Source organism: Candidatus Protochlamydia amoebophila UWE25 (genome assembly GCF_000011565.2).
Taxonomy (GTDB): Bacteria; Chlamydiota; Chlamydiia; order Chlamydiales; family Parachlamydiaceae; genus Protochlamydia; species Protochlamydia amoebophila.
In genome coordinates, this window is sequence record NC_005861.2 from 742,611 (window position 1) to 767,481 (window position 24,871).

The window sequence follows — 24,871 nt, forward strand, 5'->3', positions numbered from 1 at the left end:
TATCCTATTTTGTTGAAAAAAATTAGTTAAAAGATGCCTTTCTATTCAGATTATTATAAATATGAAAAATATCTTGATCGTCACTTGTACGTTCCTTTTCATTTTGTTTGTTTGGGAATTTTTTAGTTATTTTAATCCGAATTTGATTTGGGTATTACCTCCACCTTCTCAGATATTTAATCAATTAATAGAAAAACCGGATTGTTTTCTCTTTCACACTGGTGTAACCCTCAAAGAGATTTTAGGAGGATTCGCCCTTGCATTTAGCGTGGCTTTCCCCCTTGCTTGGATCATGGATCATTTTTCGATTGCTCGCAATTTCTTACAGCCATTTTTTGTGATTATACAATGTATTCCTATGTTTACCTTAGCCCCCATCATGATTATGTGGTTTGGCTGGAGCTACATTGCTATCGCTATACCCACTGCTTTAATGATTTTTTTTCCGCTGACAATTACCCTTTTTCAAGGTTTACGTTCAGTTCCTAAAGAATTGACTGATTATTTTATGATTAATCATGCAACTCATTGGCAGATATTTTGCAAATTAAAATTGCCTTGGTCTCTTCCTCATCTATTTAGTGGGTTGCGACTATCAGCTGCTATTGCAGGAATAGCGGCTATCGCAGGTGAATGGGCAGGAGCCCAAAATGGGTTAGGTGTTTTAATGGTTGAGAGTAGAAGAGACATGGATTTAGCAACAAATTTTGCAGCCCTGTTTTGTCTGACATTGCTTAGCTATTTGATCTATTCTATAATTCTTTTGATAGAATATTTTATTTTAAAAAAAAGATTTTTTAAAATTTTGAAAGCGCACTTTACCTATTCTAGGTTAACTTATTCTATTGTGTTTGTGTTTTTTGTGGGATGTGGAATTTTGATGGGATGCCATCGACAAGCTTCTTCCAAACCTCCTGTTAGACTTGTTTTAGATTGGTTACCAAATCCTAATCATATTCCTTTTTATGTGGGTATTCATAAGGGTTTCTTTCAAGAACATCACATTAACATTTCGATTAAGAAAATGCAGGAGCCTGGCCATGCTACATCTTATTTATTATTAGACCAGTGTGAATTGGCGTTAGCCTATATGCCTCATACTATCCGTGTCGAACAAAAAAAAGGTGAGGTTGAGCCGATTGGAATTCTTATTCAAGAACCTCTAAATGCTTTGATTGTTCGTGAGGGAGGAGAAATCCATGATTTAACCGATTTGAATGGAAAAATGCTTGGGTTTTGTACGGGTGGTAAAGAAGCTGCAAGTTTAAATAAGCTATTAGCAAATGCTTCTATAGCAGTAAAAGGGTGTCTAAATGTTAATTGTGATTTGATTACCCCACTTAGAACTAAAAATATAGATGTTATTTATGGTGCTTACTGGAATATTGAAACTGAACATTTAAAAAGCCTGGGTATACGCACACGTTATTTTAAGCTAACGGAACTTGGAATGCCCACTTATTATGAATTGATTGTTTTAGCTAAAACTAAAACAATTTATACAGAAGATGAATTTGTTCAATTGTTTAAAAAAGGATTACAAAAAAGTATTAACTATTCTAGATTACATCCAAACGAAGCTTTTGAAATCTATGCCCTTTATCAGCAAAATAAAAGTATACAGACACTTACGTGGGAAAGAGAAGCTTGGAAAAAAACCATTCCTGTTTTAGCTGAGCAGCAAGAGGTTTCACCCATGATATGGAACACTTTTCAGGAGTGGTTAAGGATTAATCAATTATTATAAAATTGTTTGGTTGGAATTTTATGGAATTTGAAAAAAAATTAATTGAAGTTCAACAACAATTAAAAAAAGAAAAGATCAATGGTTGGCTGCTTTATGATTTTAGGCATAGTAATTCTCTAGCTTATATTTTTTTAGAGATCCCTGCTTCAAAAATGCTTTCCAGGCGTTTTTTCTATTGGATTCCGAGCTCAGGAGAACCCATCAAAATCGTTCCTCAAATTGAATCCCATACTCTGGATCATTTACCGGGAATAAAATGGATTTACAAAAGTTGGCAGGAACTAGAAAGCCAGTTGTTTTCTCTGAAACTAGAAAATCATAAAGTTGCTATGGAATATTCTCCTTTTAATGCTTTGCCTACTCTTTCGAAAGTGGATGCAGGCACAATAGATTTCATGCGAAAAAATGGAGTAGAAGTTGTTAGTTCGGCAAATTTTATTCAACGTTATACCTGTGTTTGGAATCCTCAACAACTTCAAAGTCATTTAGAGGCAGCTGAAATATTGAGCTTAATTGTAGACCAAACTTGGAATTTTATTGAGAAAAAATTAATTACTAGCCAAGCCGTTGATGAATACCAAGTTCAGCAATTTATGCTAAAACTTATGACCGAACACAATTGTGTGACAGCAGATCCTCCCACATGCGCTATCAATGCTAATTCTGCTGATCCCCACTACAGCCCTAAAAAAGGTCAGGCATTGTCTATTCGACCTGGAGACTTCATCTTATTAGATCTTTGGTGCAAAAAAAATCAACCAAACTCTGTTTATGCAGATATTACAAGAGTTGGTGTGGCTGCAAAAAATGCACAAATAAAACAAAAACATATTTTTAATCTTGTAAAAGAAACTCGAGATCGAGCAACTCTTTTTATTAAAGAAAATTATGAAGCAGGCCTTTCTATTCAGGGTTGGCAAGTTGATCAACTGTGTAGAGATGTGCTAAATGAAAAAGGGTATGGTGAATATTTTATTCATCGAACTGGGCACAATATCGGACAAGATGTTCATGGACCTGGAGCTAACTTAGACAATTTTGAAACTCGAGATTTTCGGCAGCTAATCCCCGGAACTTGTTTCTCAATTGAACCTGGCATTTATCTTCCTCACGAGTTTGGCGTTCGTTTAGAATACGATGTGTATCTCTCTTTTGAAAAGAAAATACAAATCACTGGCGGAATTCAAGAAGAATTAGTTTGCCTAAATTTATGATAACAAAGAAGAGTCAAAGAATGAGTTATGAGTTATAGGAGTAAAAAATGAAAGTACCTCTTTTTTCATTTAAAATGAGTCGATTAGCTTTAATTATATTTTGGCTTATCATTGGGTTAATATTTTTAGGAATTTATGCTTTTGATTCTTCTTTATTTAATAAGATGAGACAGGCGTCTTATCAAGATACTCCTTACATTAATTTGCCTAGTGGCCCTTAATCGGTAACGACAAGTAAGTACTAGCTATTAAAATTGGTGCTTAAACAATAATTAAGGTGCTGTCTTAATTCGCTTTGTAAATAATTCATTTTAGTAAAATCACTTTTAATATCAGTTGAGAGAATCCAATCTTTTTGTATGTGTTGGTGAGCTAATAAGAAAAGGCGATCTGATAAAAAAATAGCGTCTCTAAAATCATGCGTAACAAGTAAAATTGTTGTTCCATATTTATCTCTAATCTCATGCAACAAACTATAAAGATGCTCTCTTAAGCCAGTATCTAAAGCTCCAAATGGTTCATCTAGGAGTAGAATAGGTTTTTTTAGCAATAATGCGCGTGCTAAAGAGACGCGTTGTCTCATTCCGCCGGAGAGTTGTTCTGGATAATAATGAATAAAATTTTTTAAGCCCATCTCTGTCAATAACTTTAAAGCATCTTCTTTGACTTCTTGCAGGTTGATAGATTTAGGTCCAAGCTCAGAAATTAATATAACATTTTCTAAAACTGTTCGCCAGGGAAGAAGCAAATCTTGTTGTGTCATATAAGCAAAATATTCGTAAGCTTGAGAATGGCTCATGGCATAAAATGCTCCTTCTTGAAGAGGTAGCAATCCGACCAAAATTTTAAATAAAGTTGACTTTCCAGAACCTGAAGCACCAATAAGTGTTCCAATTTCTCCTTGTTTTAAAGTTAGTGCAACATTTTTTAAAAGAGAATGATTAGGATAAGAGAAAGATATATTTTTAATAATCAAACACATAATAGGTAAAATGGGAGGATAAAATTTTCAGGTTATCACAGCTTTTTGTTCCTTTTTATTTGAAATCAATTCTACTTTTATGCTTGTGAGAGAGCTTGTTTTTTGAAAAACACAGGGGGTTGTTAAGCGATTGATTCAAAATGCATGTTTTAAGAGTTGCCGGCATAAGAGATAAAATTCTATAATCATTCGGATATTATACACAAATTTCATTGTGTCATGCCATTCAATTAATAAACTATTTTAGATTTTTCTATTTGAACCCAGCTAATTGGAAGAATTACGTTAAAGCAAGGTATATCAATCCAAGCAAAAGTTTAGCAAAAATTGAATGTTAAAAGAAGAATTAAAAGTTCAGATTAAAGTAATATCCATCACCAATCACTTTGAAAATAATAGGAGCGCAAGTGGAAGACAAGGAAACGAATCCTGAAAAAGGAAGTTTAATTTCTGCAATATTCTTAGTAGCAGGAACATGCATTGGTGGAGGAATGTTAGCACTTCCTGTATCAACAGGAATAAGCGGATTTATTCCTTCAACAATCGTAATGGGATGCTGTTGGATTGCGATGACTTTGTCAGCATTATTGTTATTAGAAGTGAATTTATGGATGAAGGAAGGCGCGCATGTGATTACTATGTCTTCCACCATTTTAGGTCCGGTAGGCCGTGTGATTAGTTGGATTCTCTTTTTATTTATCTCTTATGCTTCTATTGTGGCTTATACATCTGCTGGAGGATCGTTGGTTAGAGATGTAGCCCCTTCTTTATTGGGAATGTCTATTTCGAAAGAATGGGGATGCTTAATTTTTATCGTTTGCTTTGGAGGAATTATTTACTTTGGAAGTCGTATTGTGGGAAAAGTAAATGCGATTTTTTTTGTTGCGATGATTGTGGCTTATTTAGCTTTAATCAGTACTGGATTGTCTGAAGTGAAATTAGAAATGCTTGGACATCGTCGTTGGTCAACATCATTTTTAGCGATTCCTATTTTATTAACGACATTTAGTTTTCAAACAATGTTACCTAGTTTGACTCCTTATCTAAAAAGGAATGCGATAGCATTACGTTGGGCTATTATTGGAGGAACAACTTTAACTTTTTTTGTTTATTTGATTTGGCAGTTTTTAGTTCTTGGAGTCATTCCTCTTTTTGGACCAAATAGCCTTTTAAAAGCTTTAGAAGTAGGTGAACCTGTAACTCAATTCGTTCGACAACATGTGCAAAGCTCTTGGGTTTCTAGTTTGGCCGAATATTTTGGATTTTTTGCTCTTGTTACTTCTTTTTTAGGAATAGCTTTAGGTTTGTTCGATTTTTTGTCTGATGGTTTAAAAATAAAAAAGCAAGGGGTAGGAAAGATTGTTTTAGGTTTATTGATCGTAATTCCCACATTTATTTTTTCTGCTTATTTTGAACGAATTTTCTTGCTTGCTTTAGATACTTCTGGAGGGTTTGGTGATTCTATTTTAAATGGAATTATGCCTGTATTAATGGTTTGGATTGGCCGCTATTATCTTCATTTTCCCAATGAAAATCGCGTTCCTGGTGGAAAACCGTTACTTTTATTTGTCTTCGCTTTCTTTTTGACTTCACTGATTATTGAAATTTTAATTCATACAGGATTTATTTGTTCCATTTTTGAAGCTTGTCAAATCATGTTAAATCAACAACAATACGGTATTAGCTTTTAATAAAGGATGGTTATTTATGGGATTTGGTCTTGCTTTCAAAGCATTTATAAAAGCGTTTAAAGATCCTCAAAAAACAGAGGAGTTTTTAAAAGACAACTCTTTTACATCAATTGAAATATTGGATCAATCTCACATTCGATTGTTAAATTATCTTCAACAAGCAAGGCTAATCGATTTTTTAAAAGAAGACATCACTCCCTTCACTGATGCACAAGTAGGGGCTGCTGTTCGTAAAATTCATCAAGACTGTTCTCAATCGCTTGAAGAATTGATGACCATTCGTCCACTAAGAGACGAAACAGAAGGAACAACGGTACAAATTCCAAAAGGATATGATTCTTCTGAAATCAAATTGGTTGGTAAAGTTAGAGGAGAAGCTCCTTATACAGGTGTTGTCGTTCATCGAGGGTGGAAAGCGCTTAAACGTTCTTTACCAAAAAAAACTGGTGAAACGATAACAGATATCATCTGCCCAGCAGAAATAGAAGTAAAATGATTTGTTTTAAGGAATAAGCATGAAAGAAGAAGCAACATATATTATTGGAATTGATTTCGGAACAACGAATTGTACATTAGCTTACACACCCCTAAAAAATAATAACACGTTGCCTGTCATTCAACAAAGTGAGTTAACACAAATTGTTTCTGAACAGACAATAGGAAATTCTTTCTCACTTCCTTCTTTCATTTACTACCCATTAGCCGAAGAGCTTTCACAAAGCGTGGCAGCTATAAATTGGGATTTAGCTTCTTCCTTTACAATTGGCATATTTGCTAAAGAAAGGGGAGCAGAACTACCTACTAGATTGGTATCATCAGCAAAATCTTGGTTATGTCACAATGCAATTGATCGGAGACAAGCAGTTTTACCTTTTGAATCGGAAGAATTGATAAATAAAATAAGCCCTTTAGATGCTTGTGCAAAAATCTTCCAACATCTTCGTCAATCTTGGGATTTCAATCAACCCAATGCTCCTTTTATCAGACAGAACATTTTTATTACTGTTCCGGCTTCTTTTGATCCGAGTGCTAGACAATTCGTTCAAGAGGCAGCTGAGCTAGCGGGTTATCCAGAAATCATTTTATTAGAAGAGCCGCAAGCTGCTTTTTATGCCTGGCTATATGCTCATGCTAATGATTGGAGAAACTTATTTAAAGTTAATGAGACAATTTTAGTCATTGATATTGGAGGAGGGACAACAGACTTTAGCTTAATTAAAGTAGAAGAAGAGAATGGGAATTTAACTTTAAGAAGATTGGCTGTAGGATCTCATTTACTTTTGGGGGGAGATAATATCGATCTTAGTTTGGCTTATCTTGCCAAACAAAAGCTAGAAGAAGAAGGCTATACTATTGATCATTGGCAGCTTCAAAGTCTTATTTACCAAGCTAGAGCTGCTAAAGAATTATTAATGAATGAAAATCCTCCTGAAAAAGTCGAAATGACAATCCTTGGGAGAGGAAGTAAGTTAATAGGGAATACTCTTACAACACAATTATCTCAGCAAGAAGTTGAAAAATTCATTTTGGAAGGATTTATTCCTCTCGTTAAACCGGATGAAAAATCTCAACAAGAGCGTCATTTAGGAATTCAGCAGATTGGTCTACCTTATGTTCAAGATCCACGGATATCTTGCCAATTGGCAAAATTTTTATCGATGACAGGGGAGTCAGAGTCGGCCAACATGGATCAATTTATTCTTCCCTCAAAAATATTGTTTAATGGTGGAACTTTGAAGGCAAAAAAGTTGCGAGATCAGCTTTTAGAATTGCTTAATCAATGGGCTAAAAAACTTAATAAACCCCCAGTCACTGAAATTCTCGGTGCAGACTATGATTATGCAGTTAGCAAAGGGGCAGTTTATTATGGTTTAGCTCGGCTTGGGCATACGATTCGTATTCGTGGTGGAACAAGTCGTAGTTATTTCATTGGAGTTGAGGAAGCAGTTCCGGCTGTCCCAGGAATTAGCCCTCCTTTAAGAGCTATCTGTATCGTTCCGTTTGGAATGGAAGAAGGGGAGGAACGAGAGTTAGATCAACAAGAATTTTCTCTGGTTTTAGGAGAAATGGCAACATTTCGATTTTTTAGTCATATAACACCCCAACTATCCAACGGGACTGAACCAGTAGCTGGAACTATTGTTCGAAATTGGAAACAAGAACTTACTGAGCTTCATCCCATTGAAACAGTTTTAAATAAAACAGAAGAAGATGGAAAAATGATTCGTGTGAGATTGAAATCTAAAATCACTGAACTTGGTGTTCTTGAGCTTTGGTGTGTTGCTTCAGATGGAAGAAAATGGAAACTTGAATTTGATATTCGAGACCATAAAAATCAAAACTCAGCTTAAATTGGCAACTAAGAAATGCAAAAATATAAGTGAAACAAACAGGTTGTTTCACTTGTTGCCCCTAATTAATTTCTCAAATGAGTAAAGTAGATAGAAGTATACTAATGACTTGATAATCTATGTTTATTTTACTGACAAATTGTTTGGCAATTCGTTCATTTTCAGGCGCTTTTTTATTTAATTCTTGGCCTAATAAAATTTTAGAGATCGATTCTACCCATTTGACTAAGCTGTTCAACAGCCATTAAAAGCTCTTCAGAATTTGACAATACGGGGACAAAAAAAATTTCAAGAATGAAGCTGTTTGTAAAACAGTTCGGATTTTGAAAAATCGTGGAAAGCATTATTATTCAATTGATAAATTGTAATTCAATAGCTAATCCTTAAAAGGGTGTTGCCACCTTTTTTTAATTCTCTTCCCTACACAAATTGGATTTCATTGGTTAATTATAATCTATAATTATTTAATATAATTAATTTTTTAAAATTTTAAGTTTAACTAAATATTAACCAATAGTTTTTTCAACATTTATTAACCATTTTAAAGCATCTTGTTTCATGCGAAGGTGCATGCTATAAAGGCCATTAGCGCGACTTGGAGTCAAACTTGCACTAATTCCTAATTCGTCTAAATAAGTAGGAGGACACTTTAATACTGTCTCAGGTGTTTCCCCACTATAGACCTTTACAAGTAAGGCAGCTAACCCCGCGGAAATTAAAGCATCAGACTCTGCTCGAAAAAAAATTTGCCCATTGACCAGCGAAGATGATAAATACATTTGACTTTGGCAGCCTTTAACAAGATTTGTAGGAACTTTCTCCAAGTCTGTTAAATTGGCTTGTTGACGCCCGAATTCAATAATTTTTTGATAACGATCTTCTGGTGTTGAACAAGTGGAGAATAGTTCTTTAATTTGGCTTTGTTTATTTAAACAGGTCTGGAACATAAATCTCTAATTTTTAATTTATTGTGTTTGTTAATTTTATTTTAATCCATTATCGCTTTTAATAGGAGAATAAATTTTAAGAGTGATGGGTAAAAATTTGTTATCTAAGTTTTCGCTTCTGGTAGAGGTAATGCATCAAATTCTTGTAGTTCTTTTTGGATTTTGGACAAAGTAATATCAAGAGTGAGTTTGCTGTATTCTCCAAAATTACCTACCCCTTGAAGTTCATTTTGAGAGTTTGTTTCAAAAGTAAGACTTTTCGCTTTTTGCTTTAACTCCTCAAGTTTATCAAAAAGTTTTTTTTGAGCTGCGCTTATTGCTAGTGTTTTGGCTGTATCTGGTTTAATTTTATGACTTGCATTCATAAGGCCAGCTTCTCTAATAAATAGAGGTCCAAAAGTTGTGCTAGCTTCTTGTAAAGCTTGATGAACTTCCCCTAAAATAGAAACTAAATTTTCATAGCTATTTTTATTAGCTGGGTCTCTTGCAATTAAATTATTATGTCCGTTGATTAATGAACCAGGATTCTCAGGATTACGAAAAGCATATTTCTCTGACCATGCCGCTGTATAAGCATTTCCAATTCCTTGCTGAACTTCCTGTTTTGTTTTGTATTTTTCTAGAAAAGCGTGGCTAGCAGTTTTTGTATTAGAAGCATTTAATAAATTTTGCATGTCGTGAATAATGCGACGTATTTCGTTTAAAAGTGGTTTATTTTTTTCTAATTTAAAACTCGCCAACTCATTTTTTGCGCTTTGAAGTTCTTTCAATTGTTCTTTAGAGATTTTTTCTTTACTGGAAATTGTGGCTTTTGTTGCATCTATTTCTCCTTTTGAAGCACCATGATTAAGCATTTTATCTAAATCTTCCCGAGCTTGTTCTAAAAGAAGTAAATTTTTAGCGTAATCAGAAAGAGTAAATTGAATTTTTGTTAATTTTTCTTGGAGTTTTTGATTAGAAATTGTCTGCAATTTAGATTTATCTTTTTTTGTTGTTTTTACTTTTGTTTTTACCGCTTCTATAAATCCATTTTTCGCTTCTATAAATCCATTTTTCCTTGTTACCCTTTCTTTTTTCACTGGTTTAACTTTACCTTTTGCCACTGCTTTAACTTCAGCTTGTTGGAGTGCGTCCAATTTGCTTTGACTAAATTGGCCGCCAACCATTACTTTATTAGCTCCGTACTTATTAATGGCATCTAATTGATCTGAAGTAAATTGAGATAGATAAGGATGTAGAGGTGGGTTAAATTCCTTTTGAATAGGTTGCTTTGTATTTGTGTTTACTCCGATTTGGGCTTCAGCTATATCAGCATTTTGCTTAGATAATTTGTTTTGCATAATAGATTGTATATCTTGATAAAGCTCTTTAGTATTTGCTTCTTCATGAGTCAAGTTTTTGTCGTTAATTTGAATACCTTGTTGATCAATTTTAGCGCCTTGAAACTCCTCGCTAATTAAATTTTTAGCAAATATCATATAAGCAACTCTTGTCGCAATTTGCGTCATTGTATCTGCATCTAAAGGATGTTCACTGTTGACATTAATAAGAGAGACAGCGAATTTGCGTCCATTGGCATCAATAATTCCTTTATTAGACTCTTTATCGATATTGACCTTAATTCCTCGACTTTCCAATGTTTGAGCCATCTTGTCAATTTGAGAATATGAGGATGACAAAGGTAAATTAGAATTCATACTTTATAATCCTTTTCTTGTAGTTTGTTAATTATTAAATTTACTTTATAATAATTAATTATAGTATTATTTTTAATTTTAATTAAACATATACAATTAATTAACTAATAAAAATCCTAAAATTTATTTTATGAATAATTAAAATAAATTTTATTTATTAAATCTTTTGTAATTAAATTCTTACAAGTTTAAAATAAGCGAAAACTTGGTATGTTTTTTCATTGATAAGAAGATTGATCAAAAATAAATTTTCTTGATTTTTTGGCTTGACTTTTATCTATAAAATGCTAATTTATTAGTCACTATTTCGAAGATTTGTCTTTTCAATTTTATGAAAAGAAGAACTTCTTCTTGTTTTTTAGGTTTTATTACAAGCGGCAACATGGCTAAAGAAGATACAATTAAGATTGAAGGAAGCGTCGAAGAATTGCTCCCTAATATGCATTTTCGAGTTTCTCTTCAAAATGGATTAAATGTGATCGCACATCTTTGTGGGAAAATGCGTATGAAAAACATACGTGTTCTAGTCGGAGATGTTGTTACTGTAGAGATGTCGCCTTATGACTTAAGCAAGGCAAGAATTATTTTTCGACAGCGCTAGCGATAGATTAACACAAAGAGTGTTGATTTTTTTTAGCTGACTCTCTACGCTTATTAAATTTTTAATCATGGGTAGAAAGCGCTTTTGCAAGATTAGCTTGCCCAGATAGCTCAGTGGTAGAGCATTTGCATGGTAAGCAAAAGGTCGTAGGTTCAATTCCTATTCTGGGCAGACTTAACATTAATAAACAAGATATATCCATTTACTGGAGCTTAACGGAGGAATTAAAATGGCTAAAGAAACTTTTCAGCGGAAGAAGCCACACGTCAACGTTGGAACGATTGGTCACGTCGACCACGGAAAAACCACGTTAACAGCCGCTATCACAAAGGTGCTCGCTGAAGCGGGTGGGGCGAAATTTAGAGATTATGCTTCTATTGATAATACGCCTGAGGAAAAAGCACGTGGTATCACTATTAACTCAAGCCACGTTGAATACGAAACAGATGCACGTCACTATGCACACGTAGATTGCCCAGGTCACGCCGACTATGTAAAGAACATGATTACCGGTGCTGCTCAGATGGATGGAGCAATCCTCGTTGTTGCTGCTACAGACGGAGCAATGCCTCAAACGCGCGAACACATTTTGTTAGCTCGCCAAATGCAAGTTCCTGCTATTGTTGTATTCCTCAACAAAGTGGACATGCTCGGTGAAAGCGATTCAGAACTTCTCGATCTCGTTGAGATGGAACTACATGAATTGCTCGAATCTAAAGGTTACCACAATTCTCCAATTATTCGCGGTTCAGCTTTACGTGCATTGGAAGGAGATCCAAAATACGTTGAAAGTATTAAACAATTGATGAAAATTGTTGATGAAGCTGTTCCAACACCTCAACGTGAGACAGATAAGCCTTTCTTAATGCCTGTTGAAGACGTCTTTTCTATTTCTGGTCGAGGTACTGTGGCGACAGGTCGTGTAGAGCGTGGTGTTGTTAAGATCAACGACAAATTGCAACTCATTGGTCTTGGAGACACACGGGATACAGTAGCCACTGGTCTTGAAATGTTTAATAAAATCTTGGAAGAAGCTCGCGCAGGAGAAAACGTTGGTATTCTGTTAAGAGGTTTAACTAAGACTGATATTGAGCGTGGAATGTGTCTCGTTGCTCCTGGAACTTGTACTCCGCATACAGAATTTAAAGGTCCAGTTTACGTATTAACAAAAGAAGAAGGTGGACGTCATAAACCATTTTTCTCAGGATATCGTCCTCAGTTATATTTCCGTACTACAGACGTAACTGGAACAATTGAGCTTCCAGCTGGTGTAGAAATGGTTATGCCTGGCGATAACGTAGAAATTACAGTGAAATTGATTGCTCCAATCGCGATGGAAAAAGGGATGCGTTTTGCGATTCGTGAAGGTGGTCGTACAATTGGTGCGGGAACCGTTTCCGAAATCCTTAAATAATCAATTTTTGGTAAAAAGATAAGGGTAGAGTTTTCTCTACCCTTTTTAATAATGTTTTTTGGGTGTGTAGCTCAGCTGGTAGAGCAACGGTCTCCAAAGCCGTCGGTCGGGGGTTCGAATCCCTCCGCACTCGTTGTAAATAGACATTTTTGTGATTAATTTTTTTGAAAAAATCAATCGTTATTAAAACGATAAAGCAGTCAAAAAGTGTGATTTTTTACAAACAAGCAAAGCTCAAGAAAAGTCTAATAGTGTTTTTTCAAATCAACAAGCTTCTAATTGATCAACTTAAGTTGCCACAAGTTAAAAAGGTGCTAAAAAGTCATTTAAATTTGACGAAGGCAAGAGAGGTATAAACGTGGGTTCGGAAATAAAAACTATGGAAATGAAAAAAACGCAAGTATCGCCGACTGTGGAAAAAGCCGTAGAAAGCTCTTTTACGGTTAAAAAGGCACGTAATTTTGTCGCCGATGTAAAAAGTGAAATTTACAAAATTAACTGGACAAGTCGCGACGAGTTGATTGTTTATACAAAAATTGTTGTTTTAGCGACCTTTTTATTTGGAATGTCTATCTACTTATTAGATTTGATGATTCAAGGTACGCTCGGTGGATTAAATCTTTTGCTCCGCTTAATTAGTGGGTAATGACTTGAAGTTCATAAAATCATGAGCAAGTACAGAAATCGGATAGGTATTAGGTGATACATGTATAAATGGTATGTTGTGCAAGTGCTATCCACGCACGAAAAAAAAGTCAAAAAAGCGTTGGAAGAGCATCTCGAGTTAAAAGGGATGTCTGGTGAAATCGAGCAGATTTTGCTTCCAACTGAAAATGTGTCAGAAGTTAAAAAGGTCAGCAACATGTTGTTGAAAAACGTTTGTGGCCTGGTTATTTGCTCATCAAAATGAATCTTAGTGACGAATCTTGGCAATATGTAAAAAATACTAATGGTGTCATTGATTTTCTAGGTGGAGATAAACCAACGCCTCTGACAGATTTCGAAGTGGGTGAAATTTTAAAAGATCTAGAAGATAAAAAACGGAAAATTACCCAGAAACATAAATTTGAAGTTGGTGATCGTGTTAAAATTACCGACGGTGTTTTTGTTAATTTTATTGGAACGGTAACTGAAGTATTTCATGATAAAGGCCGTTTAAGTGTCTTGGTATCAATATTTGGCCGTGATACGCGAGTAGATGATTTAGAATTTGTTCAAGTTGAAGAAATTTCTGATGATGCTGAAATCACTTAATTTTAAATTTAGATTTAAGGTTATTGTTTTTTGAAATTTTAACAAAAAATCAATAAAACTAAAAAAACGCTAGAATTTTCTAGTCGTTTTTTGTATACTTCATTTCCTTTCGTTTGAACGGAAAAGAAACTGGATAAAATCTGAGAACAGATTGCACTGAGCGCCTCTATCTAAGTGCAAATCAGAAACCAGGTTTTACCATTAGATAAAACGTATAGAGGACAATATGTCAAAAAAAGTTGTTAAGGTGATCAAGCTGCAGATTCCTGCAGGGAAAGCCAATCCAGCTCCTCCAATCGGACCAGCATTGGGAGCAGCGGGTGTAAACATCATGGCTTTTTGTAAGGAATTTAATGCGAAAACACAAGCGATGGCGGGGGATGTACTTCCTACACTCATCACTGTGTATCATGATAAGTCGTTTTCATTTATAACTAAAAAGCCCCCTGTTGCCGAATTGCTTAAAAAAGCAAAAGGAATAGCGAAAGGTTCAGGCGTTCCAAACCGAGATAAAGTTGCAAAAATTACACGTTCAGAAGCGCGCAAAATTGCTGAAGAAAAAATTCAGGATATGAACGCTGCAGATTTGGAAATGGCAACTAATATTGTTTTGGGAACAGCTCGTTCCATGGGAATTGATCTCATAAAAGAGTAGAGAATAATATATGGGTCGTCCAAGTAAAAGAATTCGGGAGATAGCTAAATCGCTGGATGCGGCGAAAGCATACACGATTAGAGAAGCTATCGATATTTTAAAGAAATGTCCTCCTGTCAAATTTGATCAGACAGTAGAAGTTTCTTTAAAACTCGGTGTTGACCCTCGTAGATCGGACCAAAGTGTTCGCGGAACTGTTTCATTACCGAATGGAACGGGTAAAACGATGAAAATTCTCGTTTTCGCGAAAGGTGACAAAGTTAAAGAAGCTTTGGAAGCGGGTGCCGATTACGCAGGTCATGATGAACTTCTAGAAAAAGTTAACGGGGGTTGGACAGATTTTGATGCTGTTGTTGCAACACCTGACATGATGCGAGAAGTGGGTAAGTTAGGTAAGGTTCTCGGACCACGGGGTTTAATGCCCACTCCAAAAGCAGGGACAGTGACAACAGATATTGCTAAAGCGATTCAAGAGCTTAAAGCAGGAAAAATTGAGTTTAAGCTAGATCGTCATGGTGTCATTAATAATGGAGTAGGAAAAGTTTCTTTTGAGTCTAATAAGCTTGAAGAAAATATTCGCGCGTTTTTGATTGCTATTCAGCGTGCTAAGCCTGCTTCTGCTAAAGGTCACTATATGAGATCGCTAGCCATTTCCTCTACAATGGGGCCTGGCCTTAAAATTGACCTACGCGAATCTGATTTAGCAGCTAAGGAGTCATAAACTTATGAGAGAGGAAAAACAACTCCTTAAACAAGAGATTATTGATAAGATTCAGCGTTATCCTGCTTTTGTCATTATGCAATATGCTGGATTAACAGCTAACCAAGCAAATGATTTTCGTCGCCAACTGGGAAAAATTGGTGGTGATGTTGAAGTCGTGCGTAAACGCGTTTTGCTTAAAGCTGCTAAAGATGCTGGACTCGAACTAGACGTTTCTTCTTTAAATGGCCACATTGGTTTGGTGTTTTTAGGAGAAGATCCGATTGAAGCAACAAAAACAGTTTTTAAATTCAGTCAAGAGCGTGAAAAAATTATCCAAGTCCTCGGTGGACGTTTTGATGGACAGATTTATAGCGGTGATGATGTTGAAAAACTTTCGAAGTTGCCAAGCAAAGACGAAATGCGAGCTCAATTCCTCAGTACTCTGGAAGCTCCAATGGCTCAAACCTTGGCCGTTGTTGAAGCCCTCCTTGCAAGCGTTGCATACTGTTTGGATAATAAAAGCAAGCAAGGAAGCGAGGAACCAGAAAATAGCGCAAGTGAAGCCTAAGGTTAATCCATTCCACTAGAATTATTAACAGAAGTTATAGAAAATTAAGAGGTAAATACCGTGAGTAAGAAAAAAACAGAAGAACTAGTCGATGCACTAAGTGAATTGACCGTTTTGGAAATGGCTGAACTCAAGACTCTACTCGAAGATAAATGGGGTGTTAAAGCTGCAGCTCCTGTCGCAGTAGCAGCTCCTGCTGCTGGTGCTCCTGCTGCTGCCGTAGTTGAATCTACAGATTTCCAAGTCACTTTAACTGAAGCTCCAGCTGATAAGAAAATTGGAATCATTAAAGTTGTGCGTGAAATTACAGGTCTTGGTTTGAAAGAAGCAAAAGACTTAGTAGAAGCAGCACCTAAAGAATTGAAGCCTACAGCTCCAAAAGCAGAAGCTGAAGACATTAAAAAGAAAATTGAAACAGCTGGTGGAAAAGTCACTTTAAAAGGGCTTTAATCCTCTAACTATTTTAGTTAATGTGAACCAAGTGCAAAATTAAAACTCTTGCACTTGGTCTTGTGCTATTTTAATATTTATTTTTTAATTAAGATACCATAACTATTAGGATTCTAATAGATGCTAGTAAACGAATTACAATCTAATTCTATTCATATTTTTTCCAGTTATTTTTTGTTTTTTTATGAGCACTGTTTGTTAATTTTTGCAGGGCTGAAGAAGACTTTTGGTTTTTGACAGTTCGATTGGTTTATCAATCGCACGCTCAAAATTCAAAATTCTGAGTTTTATTAACATGTGATTTTTTGCTAATAAACTTGATGAAAGGCTAAAAAAGCGCTTAATCAAAGTAAATTTTTCAACTTAAGTTGTCAAAAATAGTAGAAGCTCACAAACATCGGTATTTTAATGGATCAAGCAAACAGCTATTTAGAAAAATATCGAGTCAATTATATCTATTCGTCTCAAGTAAAGCCATAGTAGGAGTCCTTCATAATGTTGCAAAGGCCGCCACATCGCGAGAGTTTTAATGATAAGGAAGAAATTATCGATCTTCCAAATCTGATAGAAATTCAGATCAAATCATACAACCAATTTCTTCAAGCCGATAAATTTCCTGATGAAAGGGAAAATATTGGCTTACAAGAAGTTTTTACCGAAATTTTTCCAATTAAGTCTTATGACGAGAAAACTATTTTAGAATTTTTGTCATATAACCTAGGAGTGCCTAAGTATAATCCTGAAGAATGTATTCGCCGGGGAATTACTTATAATGTCACTTTGAAAGTAAAGTTTCGTCTAACAGATGAAACGGGAATTAAAGAAGAGGAAGTCTACATGGGAACAATTCCTGTGATGACTGATAAAGGAACATTTATTGTTAATGGTGCAGAGCGTGTTGTTGTTTCTCAACTTCATAGATCTCCAGGAATATGCTTTGAACAAGAACGCCATTCTCGTGGGAATGTAATCTACTCATTTCGTATCATCCCTTACCGAGGAAGCTGGCTTGAAGGAGCTTTCGATACAAATGACTTAATTCACATCTACATCGATCGTAAAAAACGACGCCGCAAAATCCTTGCGACAACTTTTATTCGTGCTTTAGGTTATTCTTCTAACAGTGATATTATTGAAGAATTTTTCACAACTCGTAAGTATAAAATTAAAAACGAGAAAGAGTTTGCTAAACTTGTTGGTAAAATTCTAGCTCAAGATGTTGTCGATGAAGAATCAGGACTGGTATTTGGTAAAGCTTCTGAAAAATTAACGACAGCTATGCTTAAACGTATTGTGGATGCTGGGATTGATGTCATTCGTATCGCAGAAGATGCTGATGAAACAAGCCCTGTTATTAAAATGCTTGCAAAAGATCCAACAGATTCTTACGAATCCGCTTTAAAAGATTTTTATCGTAAAATTCGTCCGGGTGAGCCAGCAACTTTATCTAATGCCCGTTCAGCAATTATGCGTCTCTTCTTTGATCCAAAGCGTTATAATCTCGGACGTGTTGGTCGTTACAAGCTCAACAGTAAATTAGGTTGTGAAATTAATGATGAGAAGTTACAGACGGTCACATTAGATAAAGAAGATGTGATTGGAGCTCTGAAATATTTGATCATGTTAAAAAGTGGTAGCGAAGAAGCCTCAATCGATGATATCGATCATTTGGGCAATCGTCGTGTTCGTTCCGTTGGAGAACTCATTCAAAATCAATGCCGCATTGGTTTGGCACGAATGGAGAAAATTATTCGGGAAAGAATGAATCTTTTTGACTTTTCATCAGATACATTAACTCCTGGTAAGATTGTCTCCGCAAAAGGGTTGTCAGGAGTTTTAAAAGATTTCTTTGGCCGTTCACAACTTTCACAATTTATGGATCAAACAAATCCAATTGCAGAGTTAACTCATAAACGAAGGCTTTCATCTCTTGGACCTGGTGGTTTAAATAGAGATCGTGCTGGATTTGAAGTGCGAGACGTTCATACAAGTCATTATGGACGTATTTGCCCAATCGAAACACCCGAAGGACCAAATATTGGTTTGATCTCTTCTCTTTCATCATTTGCTAAGATTAATGAATTTGGATTTATTGAAACACCTTATAGAATTGTTCGTGAGGGGGTTGTAACAGATGAGATCGAATACATGACAGCCGATCAAGAAGAACAGTGCGTGATTGCGCAGGCTTCTGCTCCGCTGGATGAATACCATATGTTTGCTGAACCCATCTGTTGGGCTCGTTATAAAGGTGAGCAATTTGAAACAGATACGAAAAATGTTACACATATGGACGTATCGCCGAAGCAGCTTGTTTCGATTGTTACCGGATTGATTCCATTCCTTGAGCACGACGATGCGAACCGTGCATTGATGGGATCAAACATGCAACGTCAGGGAGTTCCTCTTCTCAAACCTACTGCTCCAATTGTAGGTACTGGATTGGAAGCTAGGGCAGCACGTGACTCAGGAGCTGTTTTAATTGCCCATGAGGACGGAGTTGTTGATTATGTTGATGGTTTAAAAATTGTTATTTCTCCTGATGACAATCGTTTAGAAAAAAGAACTTATTTGCTTAAAAAGTTTATTCGTTCTAACGCAGGTACTTGTATCAATCAACGCCCTCTCTGCCATGTGGGTGATAAAATAAAAGCCGGAGATGTGATTGCAGATGGACCAGCAACAGATAAAGGGGAAGTGGCGCTTGGACGTAATGTCTTAGTTGCCTTCATGCCTTGGTTTGGTTACAACTATGAAGATGCGATCATCATTTCTGAAAAACTTCTTCGCGAAGATTATTATACTTCTCTCTACATTGAAGAATTTGAATTAACGGCGCGTGATACAAAACTTGGAAAAGAAGAAATTACACGCGATATTCCGAATGTATCAGAGGAAACATTAAGGAACTTAAATGACGATGGAATTATTCGTATCGGAGCAGAAGTAAAGCCTGGCGATACATTAGTTGGTAAAATTACCCCAAAATCCGAAACAGAATTAGCCCCAGAAGAGCGTTTACTACGCGCGATTTTTGGTGATAAAGCTTCTGATGTTAAAGATGCATCTTTGATTGCTCCTCCTGGAACAGAAGGGGTCGTTATGGATGTTAAAGTCTTTAGTAGAAGAGATAGGCTATCTAAGACTGATGATGAACTTGTTGAAGAAGCTTCAAAATTGAAAGATATTCAGCGTGAATATAAATCTAATCAAGCCCAGCTTCGTACTGAAAAACATGAACGAGTAGGAGCTCTTCTTCTGAATGAAACAGCTCCAGGTAATATTGTTCATCGTCGAACAGCGGAAATTATTGTCGATGAAGGAGATTTAATCACACAAGATCTCATTGAAGCTTTGGAAAAAGAGAGTGTAGAAGATTTATTGATGCCTGAAAATGACATCTATACAACGTTACGACAAATTTTACACGATTATGAAATTGCTCTGCAAACCGTGGAAACACAGTATAAAACTCAGTTAGAGTTTATGCGTAAAGGAGATACAGATTTAGATCCGGGTGTCATTCGTCAAGTCAAAGTCTACGTAGCTTCTAAGCGTAAGTTGCAAGTTGGTGATAAAATGGCTGGTCGCCATGGAAATAAAGGGGTCGTCTCCAAAATTGTTCCAGAAGCCGACATGCCATTCCTTTCAACTGGGCAGACAATTGAAATTATTCTTAATCCTTTGGGCGTACCTTCACGTATGAACATGGGACAGTTGTTTGAAACTCACTTAGGAATTGCTGCTAAGCATACGGGAATAACAGTAAAAAGCCCTGTATTTGAAGGTTTCCCAGAAGAGAAAATTTGGGAAATGATGAAAAAGGCGGGTCTTCCAGAAGATGGTAAGTTTTTCCTTTATGATGGGTGCTCTGGTGAGCGCTTTGATAATAGCGTTGTGGTAGGTTACATTTATATGTTGAAGTTGAGCCACTTAGTAGCTGATAAGATCCACGCTCGTGCAGTTGGGCCTTATTCACTTGTGACTCAGCAACCATTGGGTGGTAAAGCTCAAATGGGTGGTCAACGTTTTGGAGAGATGGAAGTTTGGGCAGCCGAGGCTTATGGAGCCGCTCATCTCTTACAAGAAATGCTAACTGTTAAATCTGACGATGTAGCTGGTCGTACACGTATTTATGAATCAATCGTGAAAGGGGAAAACCTGCTTAAATCAGGAACACCGGAATCTTTTAACGTATTGATTAAAGAAATGCAAGGGCTTGGCTTAAATGTCTATACAGAAGCCGTTGATGACTCTTGATTAAATAGATGATTTGTTACTAGTACCGAAAAAGAAGAAATGCCATTAGGTGTTTCTTCTTATCTGAAAAAGTATCTATTTTGATCTGCTTAAAAATTTAAACTAATTTGTTAGGAGACATACATGTCTGAAAGAAATCAGCAAGATGGACAATTTGATAAATTGACCATTAAAATTGCCTCTGACGATGTCATACGTAATGAGTGGTCCCGCGGAGAGATTAAAAAACCTGAAACGATTAACTACCGAACATTTAAACCTGAAAAAGGTGGTCTTTTTTGCGAAAAAATCTTTGGACCCACACGTGACTGGGAATGTGCTTGCGGAAAATACAAAAAAATTAAACACAAAGGAATTGTTTGCGATCGTTGTGGTGTGGAAGTTACTTTATCCAAAGTTCGTCGTGAACGAATGGCTCACATTGATTTAGCCGTTCCAGTTGTTCATATTTGGTTTTTTAAAACAATGCCTTCTCGTATTGGTAATGTTCTCGGAATGACATCCGCCGATCTTGAACGGGTGATTTATTATGAAGAGTATGTTGTCATCAATCCAGGCCAAACGGATTTAGAAAGAAAGCAGCTATTAAACGACACTGAATATCGTGAAGCACAAGAAAAATGGGGGCGCGATAGCTTTGTGGCAAAAATGGGTGGCGAAGCCATTCGCGACCTCTTAGCGAGCGAAGATCTACAAACTCAATTGGTAGAATTAAAAGACAAACTTCGTAAAACTAAATCGCAGCAAGCTAGAATGAAGTTGGCGAAGCGTTTGAAAATTATTGAAAGTTTTGTTTCTTCGGATAACAAACCTGAATGGATGATCATGTCTTGTGTTCCTGTGATTCCACCTGATTTACGTCCTTTGGTTCCTCTGGATGGTGGTCGCTTTGCTACGTCTGATTTAAATGATCTTTATCGCCGTGTGATTAACCGAAACAACCGTTTAAAAGCTATTTTAAAGCTCAAAACACCTGATGTAATCGTACGCAATGAAAAACGTATGTTACAAGAAGCTGTGGATGCTTTGTTTGATAACGGTCGCCATGGACATCCTGTTATGGGAGCTGGTAATCGCCCCTTAAAGTCATTATCTGAAATGTTAAAAGGAAAGCAAGGACGTTTCCGTCAGAACTTACTTGGTAAACGGGTGGATTATTCAGGTCGATCGGTTATTATTGTTGGTCCAGAATTGAAGTTCAATCAGTGTGGATTACCTAAATTAATGGCTCTTGAATTGTTTGAACCCTTCATTGTAAAGAGACTTAAAGATCAAGGGTATGTTTATACGATTCGTTCAGCAAAAAAAATGATTCAGAGGCATGCTCCAGAAGTTTGGGATGTGTTAGAAGATATCATTAAAGGTCATCCAGTATTATTAAACCGCGCGCCAACGCTTCACCGTTTAGGTATTCAAGCTTTTGAACCGGTTTTGATTGAAGGTAAAGCGATTCGCATTCATCCGCTTGTTTGTTCGGCATTTAACGCGGACTTTGACGGTGACCAAATGGCCGTTTATGTTCCTCTTTCTATTGAAGCACAGTTGGAAGCAAAATTGTTAATGATGGCACCTGATAATATTTTCTTACCATCTTCAGGTAAGCCTGTTGCCGTTCCTTCTCAGGATATGACACTCGGTTTGTACTATTTAATGCTAGACCCTCTTTATATTCGAGAAAATCATGAATTAAAAACACGAGTTTTTCGAGATAGCGAAGAAGTACTGCTGGCTCTACAAGCAAGTGGTAGTTATAACTGGTATGAAGAAGGAAGCAAAAGTCCGAATGGAGAAAATCGTTCCGATTACTTAAGAGGAATTCGTATTCATGAAAAAATTAAATTACGAACAGAAAATGGGATTATTGAGACAACACCTGGACGTGTCGTTTTCAACACGATTGTTCCGAAAGAACTAGGTTTCCAAAACTATAGTTTACCTAAAAAGAAAATGGGTGAACTCGTTATGCAGTGCTATAAAAAGGCAGGACTCGAGGCAACGGTTCGTTTCTTAGATAATCTAAAAAGCATAGGTTTTGCGGAAGCGACTAAATCAGCTCTTTCGATGGGTGTTTGCGATGTAAAAATTCCGACAATTAAGCAAAAAATCTTACATGATGCTCATGAACGCGTTGCTGTAGTCAGAAAACAGTACGAAGATGGTATCATAACTGAAGGGGAACGCTACTCTAAAACAATTAGTATTTGGACAGAGGTTTCAGATGTTCTTTCAGAAGAATTATTTAAGCTAATTAGTGAAGTTAAAGATAGCACAATGAACCCACTTTACTTAATGATGGATTCGGGTGCTCGTGGTAATAAATCGCAGATCAGACAGCTTGGAGCTCTCCGTGGTTTGATGGCAAAACCATCTGGCGACATCATTGAATCGCCGATCACTTCTAACTTTAGAGAAGGGCTATCGGTGATTGAGTTTTCTATTTCATCTCATGGTGCTCGTAAAGGACTGGCAGATACAGCGCTTAAAACAGCTGACTCAGGCTATTTGACTCGCCGTTTAGTCGATGTGGCTCAAGATGTGATCATTACAGAAGATGATTGTGGAACATTAAACGGAATTGATGTTTCAGCGATTAAGCAAGGTCAAGAAGAGTTACTACCTTTGAAAGACCGTATTTTTGGACGTACCGTTTGTGAAGATATTTATCAACCAGGTGATAGCACGAAATTGCTTGCTAAGAGTGGAGACACATTAACTGTTCTTCAAGCTGAAGCTATCGACGACTCAGGAATTGAAAGTATTCGAATTCGTTCTGTGTTGACATGTGAAACAAGACGAGGGGTCTGTGCAAAGTGTTATGGAATTAATTTAGCTAATAGCCGTTCAATAAGCATGGGTGAAGCTGTTGGTATTATTGCAGCTCAGTCAATAGGTGAACCAGGAACACAGTTAACAATGCGTACCTTCCACTTGGGTGGTATTGCATCTGCTGGTTTAACTCCAGAGATTGTTGCAGATGATAATGGTATACTTGTTTACACAGATTTGCGTACTGTGAAAACTGATGAGGGGAATTGGGTTGCTTTAAATAAAAATGGTAGACTTAATATTGTTAAAGATGAAGGGCGTACCTTAGATGAATATAAGAAGCTACTATCGACGAAATCGATCGAACCTTTGCAAGCATTTAACGTAGAACTCGGAACAAAGATTCTTCTTGAAGAGGGAACAAAAGTTAAACCGGGTACTCGTGTTGCCGAGTGGGAACAACATAATATTCCAATTATTTGCGATCGCCCAGGTTATGTTCGTTATGAAGATTTGGTAGAAGGACTTTCTACTGAACGTGACGTAAATAAACAAACAGGTCAGGCAGAATTGATTGTAAAACAACATCGGGGTGAGTTACATCCTCAAGTTGCGATTTATGCTGATCAGGCTTGCGAAGATCTTGTAGGTACATATCCCTTACCTGCTGGAGCAATCATTTCAGTTGAAGAAGGTGAATTTGCTACAGCTGGTAAGATGCTTGCACGTCTTCCAAGAAGTGCTATTAAGACAAAAGACATTACTGGGGGGCTTCCACGTGTGGCGGAGTTATTCGAAGCACGTAAACCTAAAGATTCAGCAGAAATTGCTAAAATTGATGGGGTTGTGGACTTCCGAGGTGTTCAGAAAAACAAACGCATTGTCGTTGTTCGCGATGAAATGACAGGAATGGAAGAGGAACATCTTATCTCGCATACTAAGCACTTAATTATTCAACGTGGCGACCATGTTGTTAAAGGCCAACAATTGACAGATGGATTAGTTATCCCTCATGAAATTCTTGACATTTGTGGTGTTCGTGAACTTCAAAAGTATTTGGTTAATCAAGTACAAGAAGTTTATCGCCTACAAGGGGTAGACATCAATGATAAACATATTGAAATTATTGTACGTCAAATGTTGAAGAAAGTTCGCGTCATTGATCCAGGCGACACAAGTCTTCTATATGGTGAAGAAGTTGATAAGAAAGAGTTCGAAGTTGAAAACCAAAAAGTTAGTCAAGAAGGTGGTAAGGCTGCCCAAGCAACACCAGTTCTACTTGGTATAACTAAAGCTTCTTTGAGTACGGAATCCTTTATTTCAGCTGCTTCATTCCAAGATACAACACGTGTCTTAACAGAAGCTGCCTGTGCGGGTAAAACAGACTATTTAGTTGGTTTTAAAGAAAATGTCATCATGGGACACATTATTCCTGGTGGAACAGGTTTTGATCGCCATAAACGAGTTAAAATGTTCGTAGATAGCGAGCAAGAGCAAGGATTGGAATTCAATTTTGCGGATTAATTAAGCTCGTGAATTGTGTATTTCATTGCACAGACTGTTTGCAGTCT

18 protein-coding genes, 2 tRNA genes and 1 pseudogene are annotated in these 24,871 nt (G+C 36.5%); 18 read left to right on the forward strand and 3 right to left on the reverse strand.

What is annotated here, in order from left to right:
• Nucleotides 1-61 precede the first annotated feature (61 nt).
• From PC_RS02805 to PC_RS11050, 3 genes are read left to right on the forward strand one after another with little or no spacing between them, the layout of a single operon-like run.
• Entirely contained in the window at nt 62-1,747 is a 1,686-nt protein-coding gene (locus PC_RS02805; protein WP_052278642.1) for an ABC transporter substrate-binding protein, read from the forward strand.
• A 20-nt stretch (nt 1,748-1,767) separates the two neighbouring features.
• Nucleotides 1,768-2,961 carry a M24 family metallopeptidase gene (locus PC_RS02810; protein ID WP_011175137.1) on the forward strand — a complete coding sequence of 398 codons (1,194 nt, stop codon included), beginning with the start codon at nt 1,768-1,770 and terminating at the stop codon, nt 2,959-2,961.
• A gap of 47 nt (nt 2,962-3,008) precedes the next feature.
• Nucleotides 3,009-3,182 (forward strand): hypothetical protein, encoded by a 174-nt coding sequence (locus PC_RS11050; protein ID WP_181679036.1) that lies wholly within the window; start codon nt 3,009-3,011, stop codon nt 3,180-3,182.
• A 20-nt stretch (nt 3,183-3,202) separates the two neighbouring features.
• Here the strand turns inward: PC_RS11050 and PC_RS02815 are convergent, their stop codons facing one another.
• The gene (locus tag PC_RS02815) at nt 3,203-3,937 is read right to left on the reverse strand and encodes an ABC transporter ATP-binding protein (RefSeq protein ID WP_181679037.1); all 735 of its coding nucleotides are present in this window, start codon (nt 3,935-3,937) and stop codon (nt 3,203-3,205) included.
• Between the two features lie 413 nt (nt 3,938-4,350).
• Between PC_RS02815 and PC_RS02820 the strand changes: the two genes are divergently transcribed.
• From PC_RS02820 to PC_RS02830, 3 genes are read left to right on the forward strand one after another with little or no spacing between them, the layout of a single operon-like run.
• Entirely contained in the window at nt 4,351-5,634 is a 1,284-nt protein-coding gene (locus PC_RS02820) for an amino acid permease (RefSeq protein ID WP_011175139.1), read from the forward strand.
• 16 nt (nt 5,635-5,650) lie between these two features.
• Nucleotides 5,651-6,130: a DUF2760 domain-containing protein gene (locus tag PC_RS02825; RefSeq protein WP_011175140.1), complete on the forward strand. Its 480-nt coding sequence runs from the start codon at nt 5,651-5,653 to the stop codon at nt 6,128-6,130.
• Between the two features lie 19 nt (nt 6,131-6,149).
• Nucleotides 6,150-7,985, forward strand: coding sequence for an Hsp70 family protein (locus PC_RS02830; RefSeq protein ID WP_011175141.1), 1,836 nt, complete (start codon nt 6,150-6,152; stop codon nt 7,983-7,985).
• Between the two features lie 506 nt (nt 7,986-8,491).
• On the opposite strand, the gene PC_RS02835 is transcribed toward PC_RS02830, so the two are convergent.
• Together PC_RS02835 and PC_RS02840 are read right to left on the reverse strand one after the other, a co-directional pair.
• Nucleotides 8,492-8,932 carry a SufE family protein gene (locus PC_RS02835; protein ID WP_011175142.1) on the reverse strand — a complete coding sequence of 147 codons (441 nt, stop codon included), beginning with the start codon at nt 8,930-8,932 and terminating at the stop codon, nt 8,492-8,494.
• A gap of 104 nt (nt 8,933-9,036) precedes the next feature.
• On the reverse strand, nt 9,037-10,629 hold the full coding sequence (locus tag PC_RS02840; RefSeq protein ID WP_011175143.1) for a hypothetical protein: 1,593 nt from the start codon (nt 10,627-10,629) through the stop codon (nt 9,037-9,039).
• Nucleotides 10,630-11,011: 382 nt separating this feature from the next.
• Between PC_RS02840 and infA the strand changes: the two genes are divergently transcribed.
• From infA to rpoC, 12 genes and pseudogenes are all read left to right on the forward strand, one after another.
• Entirely contained in the window at nt 11,012-11,230 is a 219-nt protein-coding gene (gene infA, locus PC_RS02845; RefSeq protein WP_039357243.1) for a translation initiation factor IF-1, read from the forward strand.
• A 99-nt stretch (nt 11,231-11,329) separates the two neighbouring features.
• Nucleotides 11,330-11,401, forward strand: a tRNA-Thr gene (locus PC_RS02850).
• Between the two features lie 58 nt (nt 11,402-11,459).
• Complete coding sequence (gene tuf, locus PC_RS02855; RefSeq protein WP_011175145.1) at nt 11,460-12,644, forward strand: elongation factor Tu; 1,185 nt, start codon at nt 11,460-11,462, stop codon at nt 12,642-12,644.
• 60 nt (nt 12,645-12,704) lie between these two features.
• Nucleotides 12,705-12,777: transfer RNA gene (locus PC_RS02860), tRNA-Trp, on the forward strand.
• 246 nt (nt 12,778-13,023) lie between these two features.
• On the forward strand, nt 13,024-13,290 hold the full coding sequence (secE, locus tag PC_RS02865; protein ID WP_039357246.1) for a preprotein translocase subunit SecE: 267 nt from the start codon (nt 13,024-13,026) through the stop codon (nt 13,288-13,290).
• A gap of 60 nt (nt 13,291-13,350) precedes the next feature.
• Nucleotides 13,351-13,898, forward strand: a pseudogene (nusG, locus tag PC_RS11940) (transcription termination/antitermination protein NusG).
• Between the two features lie 226 nt (nt 13,899-14,124).
• Nucleotides 14,125-14,553, forward strand: coding sequence for a 50S ribosomal protein L11 (rplK, locus tag PC_RS02875; protein WP_011175150.1), 429 nt, complete (start codon nt 14,125-14,127; stop codon nt 14,551-14,553).
• Between the two features lie 10 nt (nt 14,554-14,563).
• Entirely contained in the window at nt 14,564-15,274 is a 711-nt protein-coding gene (gene rplA, locus PC_RS02880; RefSeq protein ID WP_011175151.1) for a 50S ribosomal protein L1, read from the forward strand.
• 4 nt (nt 15,275-15,278) lie between these two features.
• The gene (gene rplJ, locus PC_RS02885) at nt 15,279-15,824 is read left to right on the forward strand and encodes a 50S ribosomal protein L10 (RefSeq protein ID WP_011175152.1); all 546 of its coding nucleotides are present in this window, start codon (nt 15,279-15,281) and stop codon (nt 15,822-15,824) included.
• A 60-nt stretch (nt 15,825-15,884) separates the two neighbouring features.
• Nucleotides 15,885-16,274: a 50S ribosomal protein L7/L12 gene (rplL, locus tag PC_RS02890; RefSeq protein ID WP_011175153.1), complete on the forward strand. Its 390-nt coding sequence runs from the start codon at nt 15,885-15,887 to the stop codon at nt 16,272-16,274.
• A gap of 495 nt (nt 16,275-16,769) precedes the next feature.
• On the forward strand, nt 16,770-20,534 hold the full coding sequence (gene rpoB, locus PC_RS02895; RefSeq protein WP_011175154.1) for a DNA-directed RNA polymerase subunit beta: 3,765 nt from the start codon (nt 16,770-16,772) through the stop codon (nt 20,532-20,534).
• Nucleotides 20,535-20,657: 123 nt separating this feature from the next.
• On the forward strand, nt 20,658-24,824 hold the full coding sequence (gene rpoC / locus PC_RS02900; protein WP_011175155.1) for a DNA-directed RNA polymerase subunit beta': 4,167 nt from the start codon (nt 20,658-20,660) through the stop codon (nt 24,822-24,824).
• Nucleotides 24,825-24,871: the final 47 nt, after the last annotated feature.

Excerpts from the sequence above, each read along its gene's own strand:
- PC_RS02805 (WP_052278642.1), top strand. The coding sequence starts at position 62 with ATGAAAAATATCTTGATCGTCACTTGTACGTTCCTTTTCATTTTGTTT.
- rplK (WP_011175150.1), top strand. The coding sequence starts at position 14,125 with ATGTCAAAAAAAGTTGTTAAGGTGATCAAGCTGCAGATTCCTGCAGGG.
- PC_RS02830 (WP_011175141.1), top strand. The coding sequence starts at position 6,150 with ATGAAAGAAGAAGCAACATATATTATTGGAATTGATTTCGGAACAACG.
- PC_RS02825 (WP_011175140.1), top strand. The coding sequence starts at position 5,651 with ATGGGATTTGGTCTTGCTTTCAAAGCATTTATAAAAGCGTTTAAAGAT.
- rpoC (WP_011175155.1), top strand. The coding sequence starts at position 20,658 with ATGTCTGAAAGAAATCAGCAAGATGGACAATTTGATAAATTGACCATT.
- rpoB (WP_011175154.1), top strand. The coding sequence starts at position 16,770 with ATGTTGCAAAGGCCGCCACATCGCGAGAGTTTTAATGATAAGGAAGAA.
- PC_RS02810 (WP_011175137.1), top strand. The coding sequence starts at position 1,768 with ATGGAATTTGAAAAAAAATTAATTGAAGTTCAACAACAATTAAAAAAA.
- PC_RS02835 (WP_011175142.1), bottom strand. The coding sequence starts at position 8,932 with ATGTTCCAGACCTGTTTAAATAAACAAAGCCAAATTAAAGAACTATTC.
- PC_RS02840 (WP_011175143.1), bottom strand. The coding sequence starts at position 10,629 with ATGAATTCTAATTTACCTTTGTCATCCTCATATTCTCAAATTGACAAG.
- rplA (WP_011175151.1), top strand. The coding sequence starts at position 14,564 with ATGGGTCGTCCAAGTAAAAGAATTCGGGAGATAGCTAAATCGCTGGAT.
- infA (WP_039357243.1), top strand. The coding sequence starts at position 11,012 with ATGGCTAAAGAAGATACAATTAAGATTGAAGGAAGCGTCGAAGAATTG.
- PC_RS11050 (WP_181679036.1), top strand. The coding sequence starts at position 3,009 with ATGAAAGTACCTCTTTTTTCATTTAAAATGAGTCGATTAGCTTTAATT.
- secE (WP_039357246.1), top strand. The coding sequence starts at position 13,024 with ATGGAAATGAAAAAAACGCAAGTATCGCCGACTGTGGAAAAAGCCGTA.
- tuf (WP_011175145.1), top strand. The coding sequence starts at position 11,460 with ATGGCTAAAGAAACTTTTCAGCGGAAGAAGCCACACGTCAACGTTGGA.
- rplJ (WP_011175152.1), top strand. The coding sequence starts at position 15,279 with ATGAGAGAGGAAAAACAACTCCTTAAACAAGAGATTATTGATAAGATT.